The sequence below is a fragment of the Polymorphobacter megasporae genome (assembly GCF_018982885.2).
In the GTDB taxonomy this organism is placed as follows: Bacteria; Pseudomonadota; Alphaproteobacteria; order Sphingomonadales; family Sphingomonadaceae; genus Polymorphobacter_B; species Polymorphobacter_B megasporae.
On record NZ_CP081848.1, the window covers coordinates 912,001 to 933,653 of the forward strand.

Sequence of the window (21,653 nt, forward strand, 5' to 3'; positions counted from 1 at the left end):
CTCCTTGTCATCCCCGCGCACGCGGGAAACCAAGGTCACTTCCCTCGGTGACATTGGGTCCCCGCGTGCGCGGGGATGACAGTTTTTCGGCTCACAGGATCGACTGCCCCGTCTTCGCCCAGTCGCTCGCGAACCCGGCGAGGCCGCGGTCGGTCAGCGGGTGGTTGGCGAGCGCGCGGATCACCGCCGCGGGCATCGTGCAGACATCGGCCCCGATCTTAGCCGCCTGGAGGACGTGGACCGGGTGGCGGACGCTGGCGACGAGGATCTCGGTGTCGAAGGCGTAATTGTCGTAGATCTGCTTGATGTCGGCGATCAGCGCCATGCCGTCGAAGCCGACGTCGTCGTGGCGCCCGACGAACGGCGAAATGAACGCCGCCCCCGCCTTCGCCGCGAGCAATGCCTGCGTCGCCGAGAAGCACAGGGTCACGTTGACCATCACGCCGTCATCGGACAGCGTCTTGCACGCGCGCAGGCCGTCGAGCGTCAGCGGCACCTTGATCGTGATATTGTCGCCGAGCGTCAGCAGCTTGGCCGCTTCGCGCAGCATGTCGTCGGCGCCGGTTGCGACGACCTCGGCCGAGACCGGGCCGTCGACGAGCTTGGCGATCTCGGCTATCACCTCGAGGAAATTGCGCCCTGACTTGGCGATCAGGCTCGGGTTGGTCGTCACCCCGTCGAGCAGGCCGGTCGCTGCCAGCTCCTCGATCTCGCGGGTGTCGGCGGTGTCGACGAAAAACTTCATGGCGGCAGCCTCATGGCGGGGATGCGCCGCTGTAGCGCCTCCCCGCGCGCGTCGATAGCCTTCAGGCGCTGCGGGCGCGCATCGCCGTCGGGGTGATCGTCGTGAAATTGGCGACGTCGGCGAACACCGCGGCGGCATCGGGCGACGAGGTCGCGGCGGCAAAGGCGGCGGCGTCGGCGAAGTCGAGCGTCGTCACCGCGACGAACGGCGCGTCGGGCTGGTCGGCGAACAGCACGCGCGATCCGGTCAGGCCGTGCGGCCCGAACGTCGCGTGGACCAGCGGCATGTGAGTCGCCATGTAATAATCTGCGTCGAAGGTCGCGCCCGGGGTGGCCGGATAGGCGACGATATAGCTGGTCATGGGTGTCAACTCCCCGCCGGTCATGGTGCGCAGCGCGATCGCCGGCCGAATCGCCTCGCCGCACCGTAGCCTGCGGACACGCGCCGCCATAGCCCGGCAACCGGCCGGGGTGGCGGCGATTCGTCCCCGCGCCTATCTCGGGGGCGATGACCGCATCCCGTCCCCGCGTCCGTGTCCTCGTTCTCCAGCACGGCCTCGGCGCGCTCGATTACGCGGTGCCCGACGACCTCGACCTCGGCTACGGCGACATCGTCGAGGTCCCGCTCGGGCCGCGGACGATCGTCGGCGTGGTGTGGGAGGCCGACCGCTGGGCCGCGCGCGAGGTGCCCGATGCCAAGCTCCGCCCCGTCGTCCGCCGCTTCGACGTCCCCGCGATGACCGCCGGATTGCGCCGCCTGATCGAATGGACCGGCGCGTATTATATGGCTCCCCCGGCGGCAGTGCTGCGGATGGCGCTGTCGGTGTCGTCGGCGCTCGTCGCGGCGGCGGACGTCACCGAGTACCGGCTCGGCACCATTTCCGACAAGCTCACCCCCCTCCGCGCCGCCGCGGTCGAGCGCCTCGACGGGCGACAGGGGTCGGTACGTGAACTCGCGCGCCACGGCGGCGTGTCGGAGGGGGTGATCCGCGGCATGGTCAAGGCGGCGATACTCGTGCCGATCGCGGTCAGTCCCGACACGCCGCCTCCGCTCCCCGATCCCGATTTCGCCCAGCCGGTGCTCAGCTACGAACAGGCGGTCGCGGCGGAGGATATCGCCCGCGCGGTCGACCTCCACGAATTTGCGCCGTTCGTCCTTGATGGGGTGACGGGGTCGGGCAAGACCGAGGTCTATTTCGAGGGCATCGCGGCGGCGCTCCGCTCCGAGAGCGAGCGCGGGGCCCCCTCCACCATGCAAGCGCATGGTCCCCCTCCCCCGAAGACGGGGGAGGATTTTGAAAGCAACGAGGCGGACGGCCCGCTTAATTCTCCCCCGTCTTCGGGGGAGGGGGACCGCGCCGCTTGGCGTGGTGGAGGGGGCGGCACAGCCACCGGCCAAACCCTCGTCCTCGTCCCCGAAATCGCCCTCACCGCCCCCTGGCTCGACCGCTTTGCCGCGCGCTTCGGCTGCCCCCCCGTCTCATGGCACTCCGACCTCCGCGGCTCCGAGCGCCGCCGGGCGTGGCGCGCGGTCGCCAACGGCACCGCCCGCGTCGTCGTCGGCGCGCGCTCCGCGCTGTTCCTCCCCTACGCCGACCTCCGCCTGATCATCGTCGACGAGGCGCACGAGTCGAGCTTCAAGCAGGACGAGGGCGTCCAGTATCACGCCCGCGACGTCGCCGTGATGCGCGCACAGATCGACGGCATCGCGGTCGTCCTCGCGACCGCCACCCCGGCGATCGAGACCCGCGTCCAGGTCGCGCGCGGCCGCTATACCGAGCTCAAGCTGCCGACCCGCTTCGGCGGCGCGCAGCTGCCGCGGGTCGAGACGATCGACCTGCGGACCAACCCGCCGCCGCGCGGGAACTGGCTCAGCCCGCCGCTGGTCCACGCGCTGCGCGAGACCTTCGTCGCGGGCGAGCAGTCGCTGCTGTTCCTCAACCGCCGCGGCTATGCCCCGCTGACCTTGTGCCGGAGCTGCGGCGAGCGCATCGAATGTCCGCAATGCACCGCGTGGCTCGTCGAACACCGGCTGACCGGGCGGCTCCAGTGCCACCATTGCGGCTATTCGGTGCCGGTGCCCAAGCTATGCCCGGCGTGCGGCGCCGCCGACAGCCTCGTCCCCTGCGGCCCCGGGGTCGAGCGCGTCGCCGAGGAGGTCGCGCGCGTCCTCCCCGACCTGCGCGTCGCGCTGGTGACGTCGGACACGATCTTCTCCCCCGCCCGCGCCGCCGCGCTCGTCGCGAGCGTCGAGGCGCGCGAGGTCGACCTGTTGATCGGCACCCAGCTCGTCACCAAGGGCTATCACTTCCCCGACCTGACCCTCGTCGGCGTGGTCGACGCCGACCTCGGGCTGGCGGGCGGCGACCTCCGCGCGGGCGAACGCACCTTCCAGCAGATCGCGCAGGTGTCGGGGCGCGCCGGCCGCGGCGCCAGGCCCGGCCGCGTCCTCCTCCAGACCCACCAGCCCGAAGCCCGCATCATGCGCGCGCTCGTCGAGTATGACGCGGAAGGCTTCTACGCCGCCGAAACCGACGCCCGCCGCGACCTCGGCCTGCCCCCGTTCGGCCGCCTGGCGGGGATCGTCGTCTCGGGCGAGGACGACGCCGCCGTCACCGCCACCGCCCGCGCGCTGGGCCGCAGCGCGCCCCAGGCCGAAGGGCTGGCCGTCCTCGGCCCGGCTCCCGCCCCGCTGGCGATGCTGCGCGGGAGGCACCGCCAGCGGCTGCTCGTCCACGCGCGACGGAGCCTCGACCTGCAGGGGATCATCGCCGCGTGGCTCGATGGGGTCGACGTGCCGGCGAGCGTGCGGGTCACGGTCGATATCGACCCGTATAATTTCTTGTGAGTGGTCTGATTAGCCGACTGTCTTTTTGTTGAGGGCATCCCAATCAGTAGAAAAATCTAGATGCGCGATGAAGGTGATCGGGTGCATCCAGTTCACTTTACAATCGCTACACACGTCCGGGACATGTCGCCTGGCACCGGTTCGCGTCGCCTTCGAGACCTCGGCGGTGACCACAACGCGATTGGGGTGGCCGAGGCCTGCGGCAATTAGGAAAGGATCCTGCCCGATCGTAATTAGATCGGCTTCTGTCAGCGGATCTCCGTACAGGTAGAGTACTTCCTGAACGGCGGCTGGATCGCTTACCTCATTCAAGAGCAGCGCCTTCTTTGTTTTTGGGTCGTGCATCCAGCTAGCTAGGGCATCATTGCCATTCTCAACTTCGGAATAGATTTGCGCAGGCATTTTCACTTGCCCGGCCTCGCCGTGGTGTATGAGCCATCTCCAGAATTCAGGAACCCGCGTGTGACCGTACCAAGTGTTGTGCGCCGTTATCAAGGCATTGGCGTCGAGAAGGTAGAGCATCAGGACATTGCTCGCCGTGGCTCGGCCAAGAGTGGGTAGACACTCATCGGCTTCACACCCAGCATCCTTGCTGCACGAGTTGGGGTGAGCGATCCATCGGCCATGCCCTGCCGCGCCACTGCCAACATGGCTGCACCAAGGCGATGTCGTCGGACTACATACCAGTTAGGACCCCCTTCTTTGCCTCGGTTCTTCTCGCGGTCGCGTCTTTTCTGGGCGAGCCATTGACCGCGGAATGTGTCGCGCAATTCAACCCAGCGGGCCTCCGCAAGAAGACCGATGCGGAACAACTGGTAGGCAACCATGGAACGGCTGATGCGGGCCTGATTCGCCAACGCGTCTATTATTGCGACATCGGCTGCTCCGCTGCCGAGCTGATGACCTATTCGCGCAATCTCTGCGGCATCAACCAAGACAGCTGCCGCTGCGTCGTTGCAGAGTTGTTCCACGCCAGCCTGCGGCGCACCGCCACTTACGCCGGTTTGGCCGAGCAGCAGGTGTGCCAACTCGTGCAGGAGCGTGAATGCCCATGCAGACTTCGCGTCCTGGTCGTTCACGACAATAAAAGGTGCCAACCTGTCCGCAATGGCGAAGCCCCGAAAGATGCTGACCTCGATGGCGGTAGACCAATGGCCACAATCGCCAGCCAACAAGACGAAGACGCCTTTGGCTTCTACAAGCCCACGCAGATATGCGAAAGCGTCCTCACCCCGACCGTGCGCGCGGTAGGCATCGCGGTCGAAGCTTATGAACTCGACAAGCGTTTCTGCGAGAGCGGCCGCATCACGCGTGCCGATAGCAGACCCAACCATATTGACCTCAGCCGCGTCTTCTTCGTCCTCAAGAATTTCACGAACAAGGGCTTGGCGAGCCTTCACGTCTCGCAATAGCGTAGCGAGCAATATGTTCGACGGGTCACCCCGGTCTGGCAATGTTCTAAAGTCTTGACCGAGCTCCGCCGGAGCAGGGACCTTGGGCATGTAGAAAGTAAGCAACGGGCGGCGATATTGGGCGGCCATACGCTGCAGGAGCGAGGCCGTAGGTGTCACTTCTCCGGCCTCAATAGCAGCCAATCGGTCCCCGCCAGACACTCCTCGAGCTGTCTTGAGATCGATCTTTCGGGCAGCCGTATCCCGGTCGAGACCAGCGGTCTCTCGCGCCCAGATCAAGACTTCAGGATTTATACTTGCCACGTTTGCACCATGCACATCGGGCCGCTAATGCGCTACCTTCTCGTCTGCATACCGAGAGTAGCGCGTGGCGGATCACTAAATCAGCCTTCGTTGCGATAGGTTTGAACCCCCCATGCCCATCGCCCGCCACACCCCCGCCTACCGCGCCCTCGCCACCGCGATGCTCGTCGCCGGGTTCGCGACCTTTGCGCTGCTGTACTGCACTCAGCCCCTCCTGCCGCGCTTCGCCGCCGAGTTCGCCATCACTCCGGCGGCGGCGAGCCTTGCGGTGTCGCTGGCGACGGGGCCGCTGGCGGTGGCGATCCTGTTTGCTGCGGTGGTGGCCGACCGGGTCGGGCATCGGCCGGTGATGATCGGGGCGTTGGCGGCGGCGGCGGTGTTGACCGCGCTGACGGCGGCGGTGCCGGGGTGGCACCTCCTCCTCGTCATGCGGCTATTGACCGGGGTCGCGCTCGCCGGCATCCCCGCGGTCGCGATGGCGTATATCGCCGACGAGGTCGACGCCGCCGCGATCGGCCCGGCGATGGGGCTGTATATCGCCGGGTCGGCGATCGGCGGGATGGCCGGGCGGCTGGGGGTCGCGGTGGTCACCGAGCATTTCGGCTGGCGCGTCGCGATCGCCGCGACGGGGGCGACCGGGATCGTCGCCGCGATCGCCTTCGGCGCGCTGGTGCCGCGCTCGGCGGGCTTCGTGGCGCGCCGTCCGAGCCGCGCGTTGTGGCTTGCGGGGGTCCGGCGGATCTTCGCCGACGGCGCGCTACCGTGGCTCTACGCCGCCGCCTTCGTCCTGATGGGGGTATTCGTCACCGTCTATAATTATGTTGGGTTCCGCCTGCGCGCCGCCCCGTACGGGCTCGGCGACAGCGCGGTCGGCGCGGTGTTCCTGCTGTACATCGTCGGGTCGTTCAGTTCCGCATGGGTCGGCGGCATTGCCGGGCGGCGCGGGCGGCGGAAAATATTCTGGATGCCCGTCGTCGCGCTGATCGCCGGAGTCGCGCTGACCGCCGCGACACCGCTGCCGCTCGTGATCCTGGGGATCGCCGTCGTCACCGCGGGCTTTTTCGGCGCGCATTCGATCGCGTCGAGCTGGGTCGGACGGCGCGCACGCGGCGACCGGGCGCAGGCGGCGGCGCTGTATCTATTCTTTTACTACCTCGGGTCGAGCGTCCTCGGCTCGGCGGGCGGGGTCGCGTGGAGCTCGGCCGGGTGGCCCGGGGTCGCGGGGTTTTGCGGGGTCCTCGGGGTGGCGGCTTTGGGCATTGGCGCACGGCTTTCGGGGGTGCCGCCGCTGCCGGAACCCGAGGAGTCGGTCGCGCTCGCGTCGGCCAGATGAGCGCCTGAAGGGTGCCTACGGTGTGCGGGCCTGTGCGGGACGGTGTGCGCGTGGTGGTGCGCGCCTAGCCGAGGCGGATACGAACCGAGTTGGCGTGTGCGGGGAGGCCCTCGGCGGTCGCCAAGGTTACCGCCGCGGGGCCGATCGCGGCGAGTCCGGCGGCGTCGCAGCCGAGGAAAGTCGTTCGCTTCATGAAGTCGGTGACCGACAAGCCACTGGAAAACCTCGCCCTTCGCCCCGTCGGCAAAACGTGGTTGGGCCCGGCGACGTAATCGCCGACCGCCTCGGGGGTATGCCGTCCGAGGAACACCGATCCGGCATGGCTAACCCGTTGAAATAGCGCGTCCGGGTCGTCGAGCATGATCTGCAGATGCTCCGCCGCAAGGGCATCGATCAGCGGGATCGCGGTGTCGAAATCGGGGACGACGATGATCGTGCCATACGCCTCCCAGCTCGCCCGCGCCGAAGATTGTGTCGCAAGCTCAAGCAGTTGCCGCTCAACCGCCGCCGCCACCGCATCGCCGAACGCCGCCGAATCGGTGATCAGGATCGACTGCGCGACGGCATCGTGTTCGGCTTGGGCGAGCAGGTCTGCAGCGACCCATTCGGGGTCCGATTTGTTGTCGCTGATGACCACAACCTCCGACGGCCCAGCCACCATGTCGATTCCGACGACCCCGAAAACCTGCCGCTTAGCCTCCGCCACCCAAGCGTTGCCAGGGCCGACGATCTTGTCGACTTTATCAATGTTTTCAGTACCATAAGCGAGCGTTGCGATCGCTTGCGCGCCGCCAATGCGGAAGATCTGATCGACTCCGGCGAGCTCGGCGGCAGCCAAAACCAACGGATTGAGCCGCCCGCCGGGGGTCGGGGTGACCATCACCACCCGCGCGACTCCAGCGACCTTGGCCGGGATCGCGTTCATCAGCACCGACGACGGGTAGCTCGCCAGCCCGCCGGGTACATACAGCCCCGCCGCAGCGACCGCTGACCATCTGTAACCCAATCGAATCCCAGCAGAATCGGTCGTATCGAGGTCGCCCGGACGCTGCGCCGCATGGAACGCCCGGATGCGCTCCGCCGCGAGTTCGAGCGCCGCCAGCACGTCGGGGGCGATGCTCGACCGCGCCGCTGCGATCTCCTCACGCGAGACCTCGACGCCGGTTTCGGTCAGGTCGATCCGGTCGAACTTCGCCGTCAGCTCGGCAACGGCTGCGTCGCCCCTTGCCCGGACATCGGCGATGATCGCAGCGACGTCGGACGAAACGCCGGCATCGCTTTCGCGCCGCGCATCGACCAACGCCTTGAAATCCTGAGCGAACCGCGCGGCGGAGGCGTCAAGCCGCAACGGCATGGGGGACCTCAGCGGCGGTGCGGAAGCGCTCGACCCACGGCACGACCTGCGCCGCGCGGGTCTTGAACGCGGCACGATTGACGATCAGCCGCGACGATATCTGTGCGATCGTCTCTACTTCGACGAGCCCGTTTTCGACGAGCGTCCGCCCGGTCGAGACGAGGTCGACGATCCGGCTGCACAGCCCGAGCATCGGCGCCAACTCCATGGCACCATTCAACTTTACGCACTCGGCCTGGACTCCGCGCCGGGCGAAATGGGCGCGGGTGACGTTGGGATATTTGGTCGCAACGCGGACATGGCTCCATGTCCGCGGATCGTCGCCGGCGGCTTGCTCGGCGGGTTCGGCGACCGACAGGCGGCATTTGCCGATGCCGAGGTCGACCGGCGCGTAGATTTCGGAGAAATCGAACTCCATCAGCACGTCGTTGCCGGCAATTCCAAGCTGCGCCGCGCCAAAGGCGACGAAGGTGGCGACGTCGAACGCACGCACCCGGATCAGCGCTACGCCCTTGAGATTGGTCGAGAATTTGAGCGCCCGACTGTCCTCGTCGGTGAACGCCGCCTCGGGAATGATCCCGGCGCGCGCCAGCACCGGGAGCGCTTCCTTGAGGATGCGCCCCTTTGGCAATGCGATGATCAGTTCGTCGGCCATGCCGCCCGATACCGGGGCGACCGTTGCGCGTCCAGCGCGGCGCTGTCACAGCAACCCGATGACCGCAGCGATCCGCCAAGCCTTCGCCGACCAGGCCGACTGGGCGCGCCGCCTCGATGCGCCGTTCACCGAGCAGCTGTGCGAGACTTTGGGTACGATCATCGACGAGTCGACCGAGACAGGGCGGCGTGTGCTCGGCTGGCGCGGCGATCCGCGCGCCGACGCGCTCGTGCTGCGCCTCCTCGGCGGGCTCAACGCGATGGTACGTGGCGGCGAGGCCCCGGCGCTCGCGGCACTGTATCCGCCGAACCCGCTGCCCGATCCGGCAATGCTTGCGACGGGGTTGGGCGCGACGCTCGCCGACCCGCGCCTGCTGCCGTGGCTCGACTCCGCCCCGCAGACCAACGAGGTCGCTCGCTCGGGGATGCTGATGCCCGGCATGATGGTCATCGCCGCCGAGACCCGGCTGCCGCTGCGATTGTTCGAACTCGGCGCAAGCGCGGGGCTCAACCTGCGGATGGACGGCTATCGTTATGATTTTGCCGGCCAGATCAGCGGGCCGGACGACGCCCCGCTGACGCTCGCGCCCGCTTGGCAGGGGCCGCCGCCGCCGTTGGCTCCGGTTATTATCATCGAGCGCTGCGGCGTCGATCTCGCGCCGGTCGATGTTCGCGACCAAGCGGGCCGGGCGCGGCTGCTCGCTTATGTGTGGCCCGACCAGACCGCGCGGATCGAGCGGCTGAGTGCGGCGATGGCGGCCTTCGCCAATGACCCGGCCCCGCTCAATGTAGGCGACGCCGCGCCGTGGGTCGAGCAGCACGTCGCGCTGCGCCCCGGCACGGCAACGGTCGTTTACCACAGCATCGCGTGGCAATATTTTCCGCATGATACCCAGGCACGGATCGCCGCGCATCTGACGAAGCTCGCGGCAACCACGACCGCTGCCAATCCGCTCGCATGGCTGCGCTGCGAGTTCGAGCAGGCCAATGCACCGCGCCCGACGCTGCGGCTGACGATGTGGCCCGGCGGCGAGGACCGCTTGCTCGCGTACGGTCACCCCCACGGTGCGACGGTCGAATGGCTCGGTTGATCCTCGCCTCAGCGAGCCCGCGCCGCTTGGCACTCCTCGCGCAGATCGGCATCGCCCCCGATGCGGTCGATGCCGCCGATCTCGACGAGACTCCGTTGAAGCGCGAGCTTCCGGCCCCGCATGCGGCACGCTTGGCGGCGGCGAAGGCGGCTGCGGTGGCCGCGCGGCACCCCGGCGCAGTGATCCTCGCCGCCGACACCGTTGTCGCAGTCGGGCGGCGCATCCTGCCTAAGGCGGAAACCGAAGCCGAAGCGCGGATGTGCCTCGGCCTGATCTCGGGACGCCGCCACCGGGTGATTACCGCCGTCACCGTCTTCGACACTGCCCGAGCCGTGAGAAGCCGCTCCGCGTCATCGGAGGTGACCTTCAAACGACTGACCCAGCGCGAGATCGATGCTTACATCGACGGCGGCGAGTGGCGTGGCAAGGCGGGCGGCTATGCGATCCAGGGCAGCGCCGCCGCACTCGTTCGCGCCTTCACGGGGTCGTGGTCGGGGGTGGTCGGGCTACCGCTCTACGAAACGCGCGCCTTGCTCACCGCTACCGGGATTGCGGTGAATGTCTAACGCGCTGATCGAATTCGGCATCGGCGAGACCCGCGCGATCGTGCTCGGCGCCGATAGCGGCATTGCCGAGGCCTATATCGAACGCGACGGCGGCTGGCGTGCGGGCGATGTCCGTGAGGTCCGGCTGACGACGATCCTCGCTCCCGGCGTGCGCGGCATCGTCGGTGTCGGCGGGGTCGAAGCATTGCTTGAGCCACTACCGCGCGCGTTGACTGAGGGCATGACGCTGCGCGTCGAGGTCGTGCGCGAGGCGCTCGCTGAGGCAGGGCGACTCCGGTTGGCGAAGGTGATTGCGACCACCGCCCCGGTCGGCTCGGGGCCAGTGCTTGCCGACCGGTTGCGCAGCAGCGGAGTGGCGGTGCGCGAGGCCAGCCGACACGGCCCTGACCTGTTCGAGGCGGTCGGGTGGAGCGAGGTCGTCGAGGCGGCGCTGACCGGGCATGTGCTCTTCTCCGGCGGATCGCTGACAATCAGCCCGACCCCGGCGATGACGGTGATCGACGTCGACGGCGCATTGCCCCCGGTCGAACTCGCCCTCGCCGCCGCCGATGCCGCCAGCGCCGCGATTCGGCGATTCGACTTGACCGGATCGATCGGCATCGACTTCCCGACGGTGGCCGACAAGGCGGCGCGGACCGCGATCGGCGCGCGGCTCGATGTCGCGTTGCCGCAGCCGTTCGAGCGGACCGCGGTCAACGGGTTCGGTTTCGCCCAGATCGTCCGGCCGCGCCTGCGTGCGTCGTTGGTCGAGGTGTTGCGCGTCGACCCGCACGCGACGGCGGCGCTGCGGCTGCTCCGCCAGGCCGAACGTGGTGCTGCCGGGCGCTGCACGCTGGTCGCCGCTGCGCCGGTCATCGCATGGCTCGACGCCCGGCCCGAGCTCGTCGCCGAACTCGCTCGCCGTGTCGGCGGCACCGTTGCCTTGCGGGTCGACCCGTCGCCAACTACGTCGGGGCATGTCGCGCCCTGATCCCGCTCCGCCTGCCTGCGTCCGTTGCGGCAAGCCGCAAGTTGCCGCGGTCACGCCGTTCTGTTCGGCGGGGTGCAAGGACCGCGACTTGCTCGACTGGCTCGACGAGCGCCACGCAATTCCGGGGGAAGCGCTGGACAACGACCGCGAGCACGACTAAATCCGCCGCTCGCTTGGCGAAGCGCCCGGGTAGCTCAGGGGTAGAGCAGGGGATTGAAAATCCCCGTGTCGGTGGTTCAAATCCGCCCCCGGGCACCACGCAGTTGTTCGCGCAACTTAGAGCGCGTCCCCAGCCACGCTAACGATCGTATCAGCCACCATTACGGTAGCAGACCAACAAGGCCGCGGTGGTCAGTGCCGGGCGATGCGAGCCTCGTCGCTCGGTCGATGGCGCCTCCGGCCCTTCAGCCGGTCCATCCGCAACGCGTCATTCCGCTCGACAGATATTAAGGGCTGGGACAAGCTAAGGTCCGATCCAACCATCTTCGAGGAATGTCCATGGCCTGGTACAAGGACTCCGGCAAACTATCGACAAACAACCACGCCAACTTCGACAAGCTGTAGAAGCCCGGGGAGACGCCGCCCGACAACGGCATCTACGAGTGCCAGGGTTGCGGTGACGAGATAGCGTCGAACAAAGGCGTGCAATTGCCCTCGCAGAACCATACCCAGCACAGTCCGCAGCAGGGTGCAATCTGGTGGAAGATGATCGTCAGCTGCGAGAACCGTTGAAGCATCACGCGGATGTGCGACATTCGCCGGGCCGAAGGCTTCAACGAGCGATCGAAGGCGCAGGACGGTCGAACATTACGGAGCAAAATCAAGACTTGCTCGTCTTCCGATGGGCCTTGGCGAGCCTAGGCGACTAAGGGATATGGTCGGCATTCTACAACAGCGGTCGGGTGCCGTGTCCCGTGGAAGACGGTTTCAGGCAACGGCTCATCTATCCAAGACGGACAAGGCCGCTTTCGCAGCCTACGCCCAGACGGTCGGCCTTGACGCATCTTCGCTGCTCGTCGTGCTTCTTCTACGCGGCCATAGAGTCGCCGGCGAACCGGGACTTCTCGCAGACCCCCGATACAACGTCGCGGCGCACGGCGCCAAGATTACCGCGCACACGACGTCCGACGATGTCGCCGCACGGATCGTGGAAATCGTGAAGCGGAGCGGGTTGACTACATCGCGCTTCTGCGGCGTTGTCGTGCGTCTCGAGTTGGACCGACGCTGGCTGGCCGGAGAGACGCTTCAAACGACTCACGTTGAGTCGCGAAATAAAACGGTGTAGGATTGAAAATGTCAGGTAGGGGTGACGCGATGCAGCAGACGACCGAAGCTCCTCTTCTCTCCAAGTTCGTGATCGGCGATCTCGCGCTTCGATCCGCTCTGGAACTCGAGCTGGCCAAGAACTGCATGAAGTTCAGCCCGTTGCCGCTCCAGGACCTCGCGCAGGCCTTGCGCCAAACGTCGTTCCCGTCATCTGCGAACGCGGCAGCGGCGATGCGGCCGGGCTACTTCGAATCATTCAACCGGGTGTCCAGCAGTGAGACCGCCGGCTCCGGCGACGACGGTGCCATCGATCGTCTACTGGACTGGGCCGTCGACGGGCTAAACCGCTTGGCGGATCAGCATGGCCGGGGAGATGATTCGGACAAGGTCGTCGATTTCTGCCTTAAACTCCATTCCGAGTTCGTGGGTCGACCAGCTGCGGAGGCGAGATTTGGACGATCTGGAACAATCGCGGCACCGGCTAGCTTCGGCTAGACGTCGCGTAGACGCATTCGCGGAGCAGATCGTACAGCTGCGCAACTCCAGCTTCCCACACGAGGACGGCAAGGAGGCGCTCGGTTATCTCGACGCACATTTCGTAAAAATCCGAGCGAGATTGGGAGAGGAGTTGGCTGCTCTCAGACCCGATCTGGTCGACGACTTGTGCGCAAACGCCATCGTCCAGGTCGGCAAGTCGATCGTCATCCTCGGACTGATCCTTCGATCCACGAACGTCCGGAACCCCTTCGAACTGCACTACGCCCTTGGTGAGATGGTGCGGAGGACGATCGGAGACGACGTGCGCGTGCTGGTCTCATCGGAATGGCAGTACACGCCGTTCACCTGGCCGATGAACTTCGACATCCTACCTACATTCGTAATCATCGGTACGCCCGCCTCGGAATCGGGGAACGCCCTCGTCTCGCCCCTTGCCGGACACGAGATCGGCCACACGGCCTGGCGGCGGTATTCTGTGATAAGAGATGAATCAGCGAAAGCCATCGGGCCAGCAGTCGACGCTCAGCTCTTGGCGCGTCCCAGTGTGGAAAAACGCTTGCTCGAACAGATGAAACTCGATGACCTCGGTCGGCGATCTGTCGCCGAACGATGTTCATACAATGCCGCTCAACAGATCGAGGAGATCTTCTGCGACTTCTTCGGACTCCACCTATTTGGAACGGCATATCTCCACGCATACGACTATTTCATCGCTCCCGGAGCGGACATGACCACTCTTTCTTATCCATCCGATCTAAGCAGGCTGCGGTTCCTTGTAGAGGCGGCAACCGATTGGTCGATGCATCTCGACCGCGACTTCACGGAAAGGTGGATGTCTCCGAAACCGCCCAAAGGCGAAGCCGACATGCACGAGATCGTGACGGCAGCCGTCGCCGAGGTGGTGCCAATGATGCGCACCCTCCTGTCCGAGGAAATGCAGCGGCGCGGTCTCGTCCTCCCCAGAGAGCAGCGTGTCAAAGATGTCCTTGAAGCGTTCCGTCGGAACGAGCCTCACGAAGGCGAGGCCTCGTTCGCCGAGATCATCATCGCGGGGTGGCGCCGGCTCGCCAATCCTGAGGGAATGGCCGGGAAGAGCGATACTGAGAAGCTGCGCATCCTCAACGACCTGATTCTGAAGTCGGTCGAAGTGGCGGAATACCGAGACAAGGTCAGCCGCGATGCTTAACACCGACGAGATCGCCATGCGGCTCAACCATCCGGTGACGAACCACGACCGTCTGGCCATCGTTCCACGTCCCAACCTCGACGCGATGTTCACGCGGTCGGCGACGTCGGTGGATCTCAGACTTGGTCGCTGGTTCAGGAGCTTCAAGCAGAACCAAACCCCGAATTTCCCGCTGTGGCGTGACGGACCCGATGACGACGGAAACGACACGTCCGGCATCGGCACCAAAGAGCACTTCGTGCGCTTCGGCGAGGAGTTCATCCTCCATCCCGGCCGCTTCGTCCTCGGCGTGACGCTCGAATGGCTGTCTCTTCCGTCAACCCTGTCCGGTTACGTCACCGGCAAGTCGTCGCTGGGTCGGCACGGGCTCATCATAGAGACGGCCGCCGGCATACATCCCAAATTCACCGGATGCCTCACTCTGGAACTGGCGAATTGCGGAGAAATTCCGCTGACGCTCGCTCCCGGCATGTCGATCTGTCAGATATTCCTGCATTCGACGAAGACCGGTTCCGGCAGCAGCGGCGGTGACTTCTCCGGACAGCGCAAGCCCTCGATAAAGCTGCCTTCGCGTGATCCGGTGTTCGACAAGCTCAGAGCGAGCCGCGCGGATCGCCCACCAACACCGGCGCCGGATATCGCGGTAACGTCGCCGGACGTGGAAGCGGCATGAGCCGACATCGTTAGTCAGGTGCCACGTCTGTTCACGGAGAGGCATCCGGACCCCACGGCGCACCTCATCGTTTGATTGAGCAGACGCTGGCATCGACCACGGAAAACGTGATGGATCTGCTCAGAGATCGACGACGTGCGCGGGACCGTCCACCGTCTTCAGGATGTAGCCCCAATCGGCCGCGGGGTGCGAACCCCGCAACGCGGCGAGCGAAGGGGCGTCATGCGTCACTATGATCGTGACACGACGCCCGGCAGCCTTCGCCGCCTCGACTATCCAGACGAGCGTTTGGAGGTCGGGATTGCCGTGCTTGCCGTTCGCCGAGATCACGTAGACGTCGGCGGTCACTCTCTCGAAAAATCCGGCGTCCGCGTTGCGGTCGCTGCCGTGATGCTGGACCTTGAGCAGGTCCAGAGCGATCCTACCGTCGACCAGCAGACCGGCGGCCTCGAGACCCTGCAGGATGTGATCGCCCCGGGCATCGCCCGTCAGCAGCATGCGCCGTCCATCGGCTTCTGCGAGAAGAACGACGCTGCTTAAGTTGGGCACACTTCTGTCGGCATTTGCCAGAGCAGCGGCATCGGCCATGCGGTCGCCATGGTCAGCGATCCATCTCAACCAGGCGGTCCGCAGTTGACCGAGGTTGGCCGCGGTCGGACCGACGACGGTCAGCCTGACGTCGGCCAGGTCGACGGCGAAGCGCGCCGAGCCGTCCGGGCGGATGACGCCACCGGCGAACGCGGCATTCACCGGTACGCCGATACGCGCGGCGCTGCGCCTCAGGCGGGCGCCTTCGGCGATGCCGAAGAAGCTGTCGGCCGTGCCCCTCATCTCCATCTGCTGCGATCCGGCAACGTCGAGGATCGCCTGCAGACCTCTCCCGACCGCCCCTTCCGGGGTGTCGACGGTATCGGCGAACGAATTGTGCCACAGGTCGCGAACGACCAGCGCATCCGCTCCGTCGGCGTTGTCGCGTTCGATCTCGGCGAGCAGGTCGAGCACGCCGACAATGTGATCAGCGTCGATATGGCTGACGAGGACGACGTCGAGCGTCCCGCCGGGACCGATCACAGATCGGATGTACGGTCCGGCGACGGCATTCCACGTCCCGGCCGGACCCCCGTCGATCAGCATGCGGCAAGGACGGTCGCCCCCCGACTCGAGAAGAAGGCAGTCGCCTTCCTCCGCCCTGATCGCATGAAGCCTCACTTAGCGGCATTGCTCGTGAAATCCATGATCGAGCCCGTGGCGACGAGGGCGAACGACTGCGGAGGGAAGAGGATGTTCGATGCCACGACGGAGATAATGTATGTGCCAGTGACCATGTCGGTCACGCGGACGGACTGCACGTTGTTTCTGGCGTCGCGTGATACGAATGGTCCGAGGCCGGCGAGCGCAGTCGGCAGACAATGTGTCTGCGGAATGTCCTGGTTCGAACTCCACTTACGCGGTGTCCCAACCTCGTCGACCACTAGAAGAAGTGAGTTCTGCACGCCGTTCGCAGGAGGATCTGTCCAAACGAGGCAGAGGCGAAGCTCGCCAGGATCGGACGTGCGCAGTGTCCACTGACGCATCTCACCCGACTCTTGGAAGTCTAATTCGGGTTGACGCAGGGTGTCGATAAAAACCAGACACATCGAGCTTCGTTCGTCGTCAGGCAGCGTCCGTCGCATGTCGAGCCGGCCGAACCCCTGATGGTAGTTAGGCTCGCCGACTGGCGCGGCCACTGCGTCGACATGCGTCAGACGCTCGGTGCCGTTGACGAGCGTCGCTCTGAGCAGCGCGGCCGACGGGATGTGCCGACGTCGCATCGTGAAGTACTGGCGGACCAGCGCTGCCGCACCCGCGACGAGGGGCGCCGCCATGCTTGTTCCTCCCATGAAGGCGTAATGCGGATTGTGCGGGTAGGCGCCCCAGAAGTTCCGCAGCGGCGCCGACGCGGATCTGGTGGAGGCGATATCGGTACCGGGGGCGACGAGGTCCGGTTTCAACACGTCGTTGTCGACGGGCCCGCGACTGCTGAAGCCCGCGATTGCCGACGCGTTGCCAGACACCGTTTCCGTGGCGATCGGATCGTCGGGAAACTGGATCGACCACATGCTCCGCCACGTCATGCGCGAATAGCCCCCGCTGCTCCTGTCGCTGCGACTGGCTCCCACCGTTAGAGCGTTCTTCGCAGACGCCGGCGTGGCGATCGAAGGATATTCGACGAAGCCGCGAGCGGAGTTGCGCTGCGCGGACGGACCGACATGGCAACTTCCACTGTTTCCGGCCGCGATCACCGCCAGAAAGTCAGGATGGTCGTGCACGAACTTGTCGACCCGGACGGCGTTCGCCCCGTACCTCGATTCGAGAAAAGCTCCCCAACTGTTGTTGTGGATACGGACACCGGCGTCGTAGGCGCTCTGAAACAGGGAGCCGATCTCTTTCGGTAAACCCCCAAGACGTCCATTGGCATCCAGAAGCGACTGGAAGTAGATCGACGCTCCCGGCGCCGCACCCCGGAGCACCCCCCCCGAGGCGATGCCGGAGCCGGCGATCGTCCCGGCGACGTGCGTGCCGTGTCCGTTGGGATCGCCGTGATCACCAGGCCGTCCGAGTGCCTCTATGCCTACGATTCGCCCGGCGAAATCCGGATGAGCGTCGTCTATGCCCGTATCGGCGATGCCTACTATTTGCCCGGAACCGTCGAGTGTCGTCGCGACGTCTGTTCGTCCCGGCGTTCGCAGCCCGACGATCAAACCCGCCGAATCGTTCATCAGTTTCGGCGGAGCGGACCTTTGAAGCCGCGACACGTCGGGTATGTCGGCGACGCGCCGCAGATCCTCGCCAGCACCGGCGAACCTGACGCTGCCGGCATCGCTCGAAATTACGTGGCCGCCCAACTCGGTGATCTCCCGCACGACCGCGCGCTCGTCCGCGTCGACGTGAAGAACCGCCTCGAACTCTTGGAGGGCGTTCGGCAACGTCGTAGCCGCATCGGAATCGACGATCTTGTCGTCGATGCCGTAGGTGCGGACATCCGAGACGAAATCGAGCGCCCTAAGCCGCGCAGCCGACTCCGCCTTGAGGACGTATTCCTCCGAGTCGATCCTTTCCACAATCCGGACACCCGCATCCAAAAGCCTGCGCTTCCTGTCCGGCGTGATCGATCCCGTCACGCGGCCGATCAAGTAGTTGCGTCGACCGTCGGAGCGCTCCACCTCGAACGTCGGTCCAACCGGCGCCCCGAAGAACGCGGGACCGGCCGGCTTTGCGAACATCTGAACTCCCGGCGGCGCACGCACCTCCGCGGCCTTGCCGTGCAGGGCATCTCGTATCGACCCCAACGCCAGTGCGGGATCTGCGACGACCGGCTCGATCGAAATGCTGGTCAACCCCAGATCGACGATGGCGAGAACACCATGGTCGTCAGCCGTGCCTTGGCTGAATCCCCTCAGCCGTTCAGCGTTACGCAGGAAGCCGCGAGCCACGGCCTCGGAAACGAGCGCGTCGTCGCCTTTCGTCAAAGTGTAGACCTTGACCATGTACACCGCGGCGGACTCCCAGCAGATTTCGAATGATCTGCTCGACAGGCGGCGACAAGTCCAGTGAAAGCGGTGACGATTACGGATCGAATCGAGCCATAATTCGGAACTCGCGTGACGGACGCCGGCCTTCTCAAGATCGATCACGTTCATCAGGTCGCATTGCGATCTTCCCGGATTCTGAAGGCAGGCATCCGGATCGACGGCCATGGCGTTAACGACGAACTTGCACTGGCGAAGATCAGCCGCACTGCGGACTTTCTGGTCCGAAACCGCCCGGTAGACGTCGAACCGCGGCGGTACAAACACCAGCGTCGGACACCGGCGCAACGCGATGACGGACGCCATCGCCGAGCGGACGCCGAAGACCCTCGCCTCGTAGCTCACAGCAGCGACGACGCCGCGCGCCTGGGCGCTCCCGATCGCGACCGGCTTGCCACCGAGCGACAGGTCATCACGCTGTTCGACGCTCGCGTAGAAAGCGTCCATGTTGATGTGAATGATCTTGCGCGTCGTCATCGCGCTAATGCGCGCGATCAACCCCGACATCGAGATCGCCGACCGCCCAGCCTGCGAGGAGATCGTCATCGTAGCGGGCTTGACGACTTCGCCGACCGTACCGAGATCAGCCTCTTCGTCCGGTTGTTCTGGGAACTTGCATTGAACCACGACGTCGTCTCGAGCCTACCGCCCGGCACCGTCATGCTCGCCGGTCTCTGCGGCGAAGACGCGCAGCGCGGACGGCGGACGCGATGGCACCAGGTGCCGCGCTGATCCACGGTGGCAGGATCGCCGTGGACGATTTCCTCGGCGATCCCGACCTGCTGGTGCGGCGTGGCGACGGATATCATCCGACCGCGACCTAGACCGGACCAGACGCCCGCAACCCAGTCGAAGACCAGGTAACAGGCGCACGAGGCGCGCGATGGCGTTGCGCCGGGTGCCTCGCTGCGACTGTGGCCCAGTCTCCCTCGTGCGGGAGACCAGGTTGGGCGCTTCTAAGAGACGTCAGGTTGCAAGGCGCCGGTCGAGGAATTCCAGCATCGCCTCGCCGATCTGCGGACCGTGAGTTTCGAGGGCGAAATGCCCGGTATCGAAGAACCTGATCTCTGCGTCCGGGATGTCGCGTCGGAACGCTTCGGCGCCCGGGGGCAGGAAGAAGATGTCCTTACTTCCCCACACGGCAAGCAGCGGCGGCTTGTAGGTCCGGAAGTAGACCTGCCACGCATCGTATAGTGCGACGTTGGTGCGGTAGTCGTAGATGAGGTCCAGCTGGATTTCGTCGGTGCCCGGTCGTTTGAAGTAGGCGATGTCGAGAGTGTAGCCATCCGGCGAGACGAGCGCTTCGTCCGCCCCAGTCACGTATTGCGTGCGGATCGCGTCTGGTGTCAGCGCCGCCCGGACCGCGTTGCGGCTCTCTGCCGAAGGCTTCTCCCAATAAGTCTGGTACGGACCCCACGCCTTGCTCAGGCCCTCGGCATAGGCGTTGCCGTTCTGACTTATGATGGCGGTGACGCGCTCGGGATGTGCAGCCGCGAGCCGGAAGCCGGTGGGGGCGCCATAATCGAAGACGTAAAGAGCATAGCGCTTCAGCTCGAGCGCCTCGGTGAAGCACTCGATCGTCCGGGTGAGGTTCTCGAAGGTGTAGTCGTACTCGCCTCGGGGCGGCGCCTGGGTCAACCCGAAACCCGGGAGGTCTGGGGCGATCACACGGTACCTGCCCGCGAGCTGAGGGATCAGATGGCGAAACATGTGGCTGGTGGTCGGATAGCCATGCAGCAGCAATACGACGGGGGCGTCCGTCGGCCCTGCTTCCCGGTAAAAGACATCCACCTGCCCGACCTTCTGGGTCCTGTACCTCACGGTCATCGCATCTCGTTCCTTTTCATCGAAGACCTTAGTTCGGCCGTTTGAGCGCGGAGGGAAAGCTGTGGCTCGGACGGGGCGGGCGATCACGGCCGCCAACCCGATTGAGAGTATGGCAAGGGACGCGCGGCGGGAGAGGGAAAATCGGGGAGCGGTTCTCATGTTCAATTCTCTATCTCTTGCTGGCGCACGCACCGCGGTCCATGCTTCGCGTTCTCGATGTCCAGCGCGCCCGCCCGCCGTATGCAGCTCAACGGGAACGCGGTGCGGCGGCGGGCCGAAGACGGGTGGTTCCGCCAGCCAACTGCTCATGCAACCTGCACACCCTTCCAGAATGCAACTCGATCCTTGATGTCAGCAACAGCCGGGAATGGTTCGGGGTAATACCACGCAGCGTCTTTGTTCTCGGTGCCGTGAACGACGACTTTGAGATATCTGGCAGTTCCTTTCCAAGGGCATTGTCTCGTCGTCATGCTTTCCTTGAGCAGCTCGACCCTCACGGATGCTCTCGAGCAGTGTTGGTTGCCCTCGACGACGATAGTATCCTCGGCGTCGGCGGCGACTTGCCCGTTCCACATGGCTTTGACCATTTGAACCTCCGCGTACCCTCAGATCTGCCGCAGTCGGCTTCAGCGTTGCGTCCGGCGAGCGGGTGCCCGGTGGAGCGCATGGCTTGATACGCTGACCAGGCACTTCCAATTCGCTTCGGTACTGCTCCCGGTTACACCCTGGCGGCCCAAAGATTGGGAATGGCGCCTCACCCCCTTCAGGCGTAATCTTTTCGCCAGCGCAAGCGAAGATGCAGGCACGCCGTAATTGTCGTCAGACGCATCGGCGGCCCTGTCTGCCCAAGCAGGCTGTGCGCTTCGTTCATCCGCTTGGCCGACGCATCGCCCCAGCGCTCGATTGTCGTCAGGAAACCGATGCCATCGGAATAGCTCGACTTCGTCAACTCCGCTGGGCGTCGCATCGCCGCTCGCCTCGACCGGCCAGCGGGACAACCGACGGCCTTCGCCCTGTTTGCCCACTGCTTCGCCTGCGACAAGAACTCGACGGCCGCCGTCCGGATTGCACGTGCTCTGACCGGCGCGGGCATAGCGGTGCCGAGGTTCGACTTTACAGGTCTCGGTGAAAGCGAGGGTTCTTCTTCAGCGAGAGTGGCTTCGCCAGGCGAGCGAGTTCGACGCTCCGACAAAGGCGACGCTCGATCGGGGTGGGCGGGCATCAAGACGCCGAACGAGATGCCTTGACCGACCGCCATCCGTCCGCCTGCCGCGCCGACCGGGTGGGACGGCGGCACAGCGATGTCGTGCACTCAGGCAGCGATGATGCCGCAGATGCCCGCAATCGAACCCTCTGTGC

General features: G+C 65.6%; 20 protein-coding genes, 1 tRNA gene and 1 pseudogene. 10 read left to right on the plus strand and 12 right to left on the minus strand.

Features of this window, described 5'->3' with window-relative positions; genetic code table 11:
- Positions 1–91: 91 nt before the first annotated feature.
- Positions 92–745: a fructose-6-phosphate aldolase gene (gene fsa, locus KTC28_RS04245; RefSeq protein ID WP_216710300.1), complete on the minus strand. Its 654-nt coding sequence runs from the start codon at positions 743–745 to the stop codon at positions 92–94.
- A gap of 61 nt (positions 746–806) precedes the next feature.
- The gene (locus tag KTC28_RS04250) at positions 807–1,106 is read right to left on the minus strand and encodes an EthD family reductase (RefSeq protein WP_255602265.1); all 300 of its coding nucleotides are present in this window, start codon (positions 1,104–1,106) and stop codon (positions 807–809) included.
- Positions 1,107–1,252: 146 nt separating this feature from the next.
- On the opposite strand from KTC28_RS04250, the gene priA reads away from it, so the two are divergent.
- Positions 1,253–3,592: a replication restart helicase PriA gene (priA, locus tag KTC28_RS04255; RefSeq protein WP_255602266.1), complete on the plus strand. Its 2,340-nt coding sequence runs from the start codon at positions 1,253–1,255 to the stop codon at positions 3,590–3,592.
- 9 nt (positions 3,593–3,601) lie between these two features.
- On the opposite strand, the gene KTC28_RS04260 is transcribed toward priA, so the two are convergent.
- Together KTC28_RS04260 and KTC28_RS04265 are read right to left on the minus strand one after the other, a co-directional pair.
- Positions 3,602–4,114 (minus strand): DUF4411 family protein, encoded by a 513-nt coding sequence (locus KTC28_RS04260; protein ID WP_216710301.1) that lies wholly within the window; start codon positions 4,112–4,114, stop codon positions 3,602–3,604.
- A complete protein-coding gene (locus tag KTC28_RS04265; RefSeq protein ID WP_216710302.1) occupies positions 4,114–5,187 on the minus strand; it encodes an ImmA/IrrE family metallo-endopeptidase in 1,074 nt (357 codons plus the stop codon). The genes KTC28_RS04260 and KTC28_RS04265 overlap by 1 nt, the downstream gene beginning before the upstream one ends.
- 232 nt (positions 5,188–5,419) lie before the next feature.
- Here KTC28_RS04265 and KTC28_RS04270 point away from each other — a divergent pair, with 232 nt between their 5' ends.
- Positions 5,420–6,640 carry an MFS transporter gene (locus KTC28_RS04270; protein WP_216710303.1) on the plus strand — a complete coding sequence of 407 codons (1,221 nt, stop codon included), beginning with the start codon at positions 5,420–5,422 and terminating at the stop codon, positions 6,638–6,640.
- Positions 6,641–6,704: 64 nt separating this feature from the next.
- Here KTC28_RS04270 and hisD read toward each other — a convergent pair whose 3' ends face one another.
- Both hisD and hisG read right to left on the minus strand, forming a co-directional pair.
- Complete coding sequence (hisD, locus tag KTC28_RS04275) at positions 6,705–7,994, minus strand: histidinol dehydrogenase (RefSeq protein WP_216710304.1); 1,290 nt, start codon at positions 7,992–7,994, stop codon at positions 6,705–6,707.
- A complete protein-coding gene (hisG, locus tag KTC28_RS04280) occupies positions 7,978–8,649 on the minus strand; it encodes an ATP phosphoribosyltransferase (protein ID WP_216710305.1) in 672 nt (223 codons plus the stop codon). Before hisG ends, hisD begins: the two co-directional genes overlap by 17 nt.
- Positions 8,650–8,707: 58 nt before the next feature.
- Between hisG and KTC28_RS04285 the strand changes: the two genes are divergently transcribed.
- The 8 genes from KTC28_RS04285 (at position 8,708) to dcd (ending at position 14,898) form a co-directional block, all read left to right on the plus strand.
- Positions 8,708–9,739: a DUF2332 domain-containing protein gene (locus tag KTC28_RS04285; RefSeq protein WP_223132284.1), complete on the plus strand. Its 1,032-nt coding sequence runs from the start codon at positions 8,708–8,710 to the stop codon at positions 9,737–9,739.
- On the plus strand, positions 9,727–10,305 hold the full coding sequence (locus KTC28_RS04290) for a Maf family protein (protein WP_216710307.1): 579 nt from the start codon (positions 9,727–9,729) through the stop codon (positions 10,303–10,305). Before KTC28_RS04285 ends, KTC28_RS04290 begins: the two co-directional genes overlap by 13 nt.
- A complete protein-coding gene (locus KTC28_RS04295; protein ID WP_216710308.1) occupies positions 10,298–11,275 on the plus strand; it encodes a ribonuclease E/G in 978 nt (325 codons plus the stop codon). The genes KTC28_RS04290 and KTC28_RS04295 overlap by 8 nt, the downstream gene beginning before the upstream one ends.
- Positions 11,262–11,435, plus strand: a complete 174-nt coding sequence (gene yacG, locus KTC28_RS04300) for a DNA gyrase inhibitor YacG (RefSeq protein WP_216710309.1) — start codon at positions 11,262–11,264, stop codon at positions 11,433–11,435. The genes KTC28_RS04295 and yacG overlap by 14 nt, the downstream gene beginning before the upstream one ends.
- Positions 11,436–11,458: 23 nt before the next feature.
- Positions 11,459–11,533 (plus strand) — tRNA-Phe (locus KTC28_RS04305).
- 1,056 nt (positions 11,534–12,589) lie between these two features.
- Entirely contained in the window at positions 12,590–13,036 is a 447-nt protein-coding gene (locus tag KTC28_RS04310) for a hypothetical protein (protein WP_216710310.1), read from the plus strand.
- Entirely contained in the window at positions 12,993–14,225 is a 1,233-nt protein-coding gene (locus KTC28_RS04315; protein WP_216710311.1) for a hypothetical protein, read from the plus strand. Before KTC28_RS04310 ends, KTC28_RS04315 begins: the two co-directional genes overlap by 44 nt.
- The gene (gene dcd, locus KTC28_RS04320; RefSeq protein WP_216710312.1) at positions 14,218–14,898 is read left to right on the plus strand and encodes a dCTP deaminase; all 681 of its coding nucleotides are present in this window, start codon (positions 14,218–14,220) and stop codon (positions 14,896–14,898) included. Before KTC28_RS04315 ends, dcd begins: the two co-directional genes overlap by 8 nt.
- Positions 14,899–15,018: 120 nt before the next feature.
- Here dcd and KTC28_RS04325 read toward each other — a convergent pair whose 3' ends face one another.
- The 6 genes and pseudogenes from KTC28_RS04325 to KTC28_RS04345 all read right to left on the minus strand — a co-directional run bounded on the left by KTC28_RS04325 (position 15,019) and on the right by KTC28_RS04345 (position 21,261).
- Positions 15,019–16,032 carry a ComEC/Rec2 family competence protein gene (locus tag KTC28_RS04325; RefSeq protein WP_219775988.1) on the minus strand — a complete coding sequence of 338 codons (1,014 nt, stop codon included), beginning with the start codon at positions 16,030–16,032 and terminating at the stop codon, positions 15,019–15,021.
- A 71-nt stretch (positions 16,033–16,103) separates the two neighbouring features.
- Positions 16,104–18,635, minus strand: a complete 2,532-nt coding sequence (locus tag KTC28_RS23255) for a S8 family serine peptidase (protein ID WP_439650121.1) — start codon at positions 18,633–18,635, stop codon at positions 16,104–16,106.
- A 51-nt stretch (positions 18,636–18,686) separates the two neighbouring features.
- Positions 18,687–18,944 (minus strand): annotated as a pseudogene (locus tag KTC28_RS23450) (Y-family DNA polymerase); the annotation flags it as partial.
- Between the two features lie 489 nt (positions 18,945–19,433).
- Complete coding sequence (locus KTC28_RS04335) at positions 19,434–20,294, minus strand: alpha/beta fold hydrolase (RefSeq protein ID WP_216710315.1); 861 nt, start codon at positions 20,292–20,294, stop codon at positions 19,434–19,436.
- Between the two features lie 305 nt (positions 20,295–20,599).
- Positions 20,600–20,881 carry a DUF427 domain-containing protein gene (locus KTC28_RS04340; protein ID WP_216710316.1) on the minus strand — a complete coding sequence of 94 codons (282 nt, stop codon included), beginning with the start codon at positions 20,879–20,881 and terminating at the stop codon, positions 20,600–20,602.
- Positions 20,882–21,057: 176 nt separating this feature from the next.
- Complete coding sequence (locus tag KTC28_RS04345) at positions 21,058–21,261, minus strand: hypothetical protein (RefSeq protein ID WP_216710317.1); 204 nt, start codon at positions 21,259–21,261, stop codon at positions 21,058–21,060.
- Positions 21,262–21,653 lie beyond the last annotated feature (392 nt).

Excerpts from the sequence above, each read along its gene's own strand:
- fsa (WP_216710300.1), bottom strand. The coding sequence starts at position 745 with ATGAAGTTTTTCGTCGACACCGCCGACACCCGCGAGATCGAGGAGCTG.
- KTC28_RS04260 (WP_216710301.1), bottom strand. The coding sequence starts at position 4,114 with ATGCTCTACCTTCTCGACGCCAATGCCTTGATAACGGCGCACAACACT.
- dcd (WP_216710312.1), top strand. The coding sequence starts at position 14,218 with ATGCTTAACACCGACGAGATCGCCATGCGGCTCAACCATCCGGTGACG.
- KTC28_RS04335 (WP_216710315.1), bottom strand. The coding sequence starts at position 20,294 with ATGACCGTGAGGTACAGGACCCAGAAGGTCGGGCAGGTGGATGTCTTT.
- KTC28_RS04290 (WP_216710307.1), top strand. The coding sequence starts at position 9,727 with ATGGCTCGGTTGATCCTCGCCTCAGCGAGCCCGCGCCGCTTGGCACTC.
- KTC28_RS04325 (WP_219775988.1), bottom strand. The coding sequence starts at position 16,032 with ATGCTGATCGACGGGGGTCCGGCCGGGACGTGGAATGCCGTCGCCGGA.
- hisG (WP_216710305.1), bottom strand. The coding sequence starts at position 8,649 with ATGGCCGACGAACTGATCATCGCATTGCCAAAGGGGCGCATCCTCAAG.
- KTC28_RS04295 (WP_216710308.1), top strand. The coding sequence starts at position 10,298 with ATGTCTAACGCGCTGATCGAATTCGGCATCGGCGAGACCCGCGCGATC.
- hisD (WP_216710304.1), bottom strand. The coding sequence starts at position 7,994 with ATGCCGTTGCGGCTTGACGCCTCCGCCGCGCGGTTCGCTCAGGATTTC.
- KTC28_RS04250 (WP_255602265.1), bottom strand. The coding sequence starts at position 1,106 with ATGACCAGCTATATCGTCGCCTATCCGGCCACCCCGGGCGCGACCTTC.
- yacG (WP_216710309.1), top strand. The coding sequence starts at position 11,262 with ATGTCGCGCCCTGATCCCGCTCCGCCTGCCTGCGTCCGTTGCGGCAAG.
- KTC28_RS04345 (WP_216710317.1), bottom strand. The coding sequence starts at position 21,261 with ATGCGACGCCCAGCGGAGTTGACGAAGTCGAGCTATTCCGATGGCATC.
- KTC28_RS04270 (WP_216710303.1), top strand. The coding sequence starts at position 5,420 with ATGCCCATCGCCCGCCACACCCCCGCCTACCGCGCCCTCGCCACCGCG.
- KTC28_RS23255 (WP_439650121.1), bottom strand. The coding sequence starts at position 18,635 with ATGGCCGTCGATCCGGATGCCTGCCTTCAGAATCCGGGAAGATCGCAA.
- priA (WP_255602266.1), top strand. The coding sequence starts at position 1,253 with ATGACCGCATCCCGTCCCCGCGTCCGTGTCCTCGTTCTCCAGCACGGC.
- KTC28_RS04285 (WP_223132284.1), top strand. The coding sequence starts at position 8,708 with ATGACCGCAGCGATCCGCCAAGCCTTCGCCGACCAGGCCGACTGGGCG.
- KTC28_RS04310 (WP_216710310.1), top strand. The coding sequence starts at position 12,590 with ATGCAGCAGACGACCGAAGCTCCTCTTCTCTCCAAGTTCGTGATCGGC.
- KTC28_RS04340 (WP_216710316.1), bottom strand. The coding sequence starts at position 20,881 with ATGGTCAAAGCCATGTGGAACGGGCAAGTCGCCGCCGACGCCGAGGAT.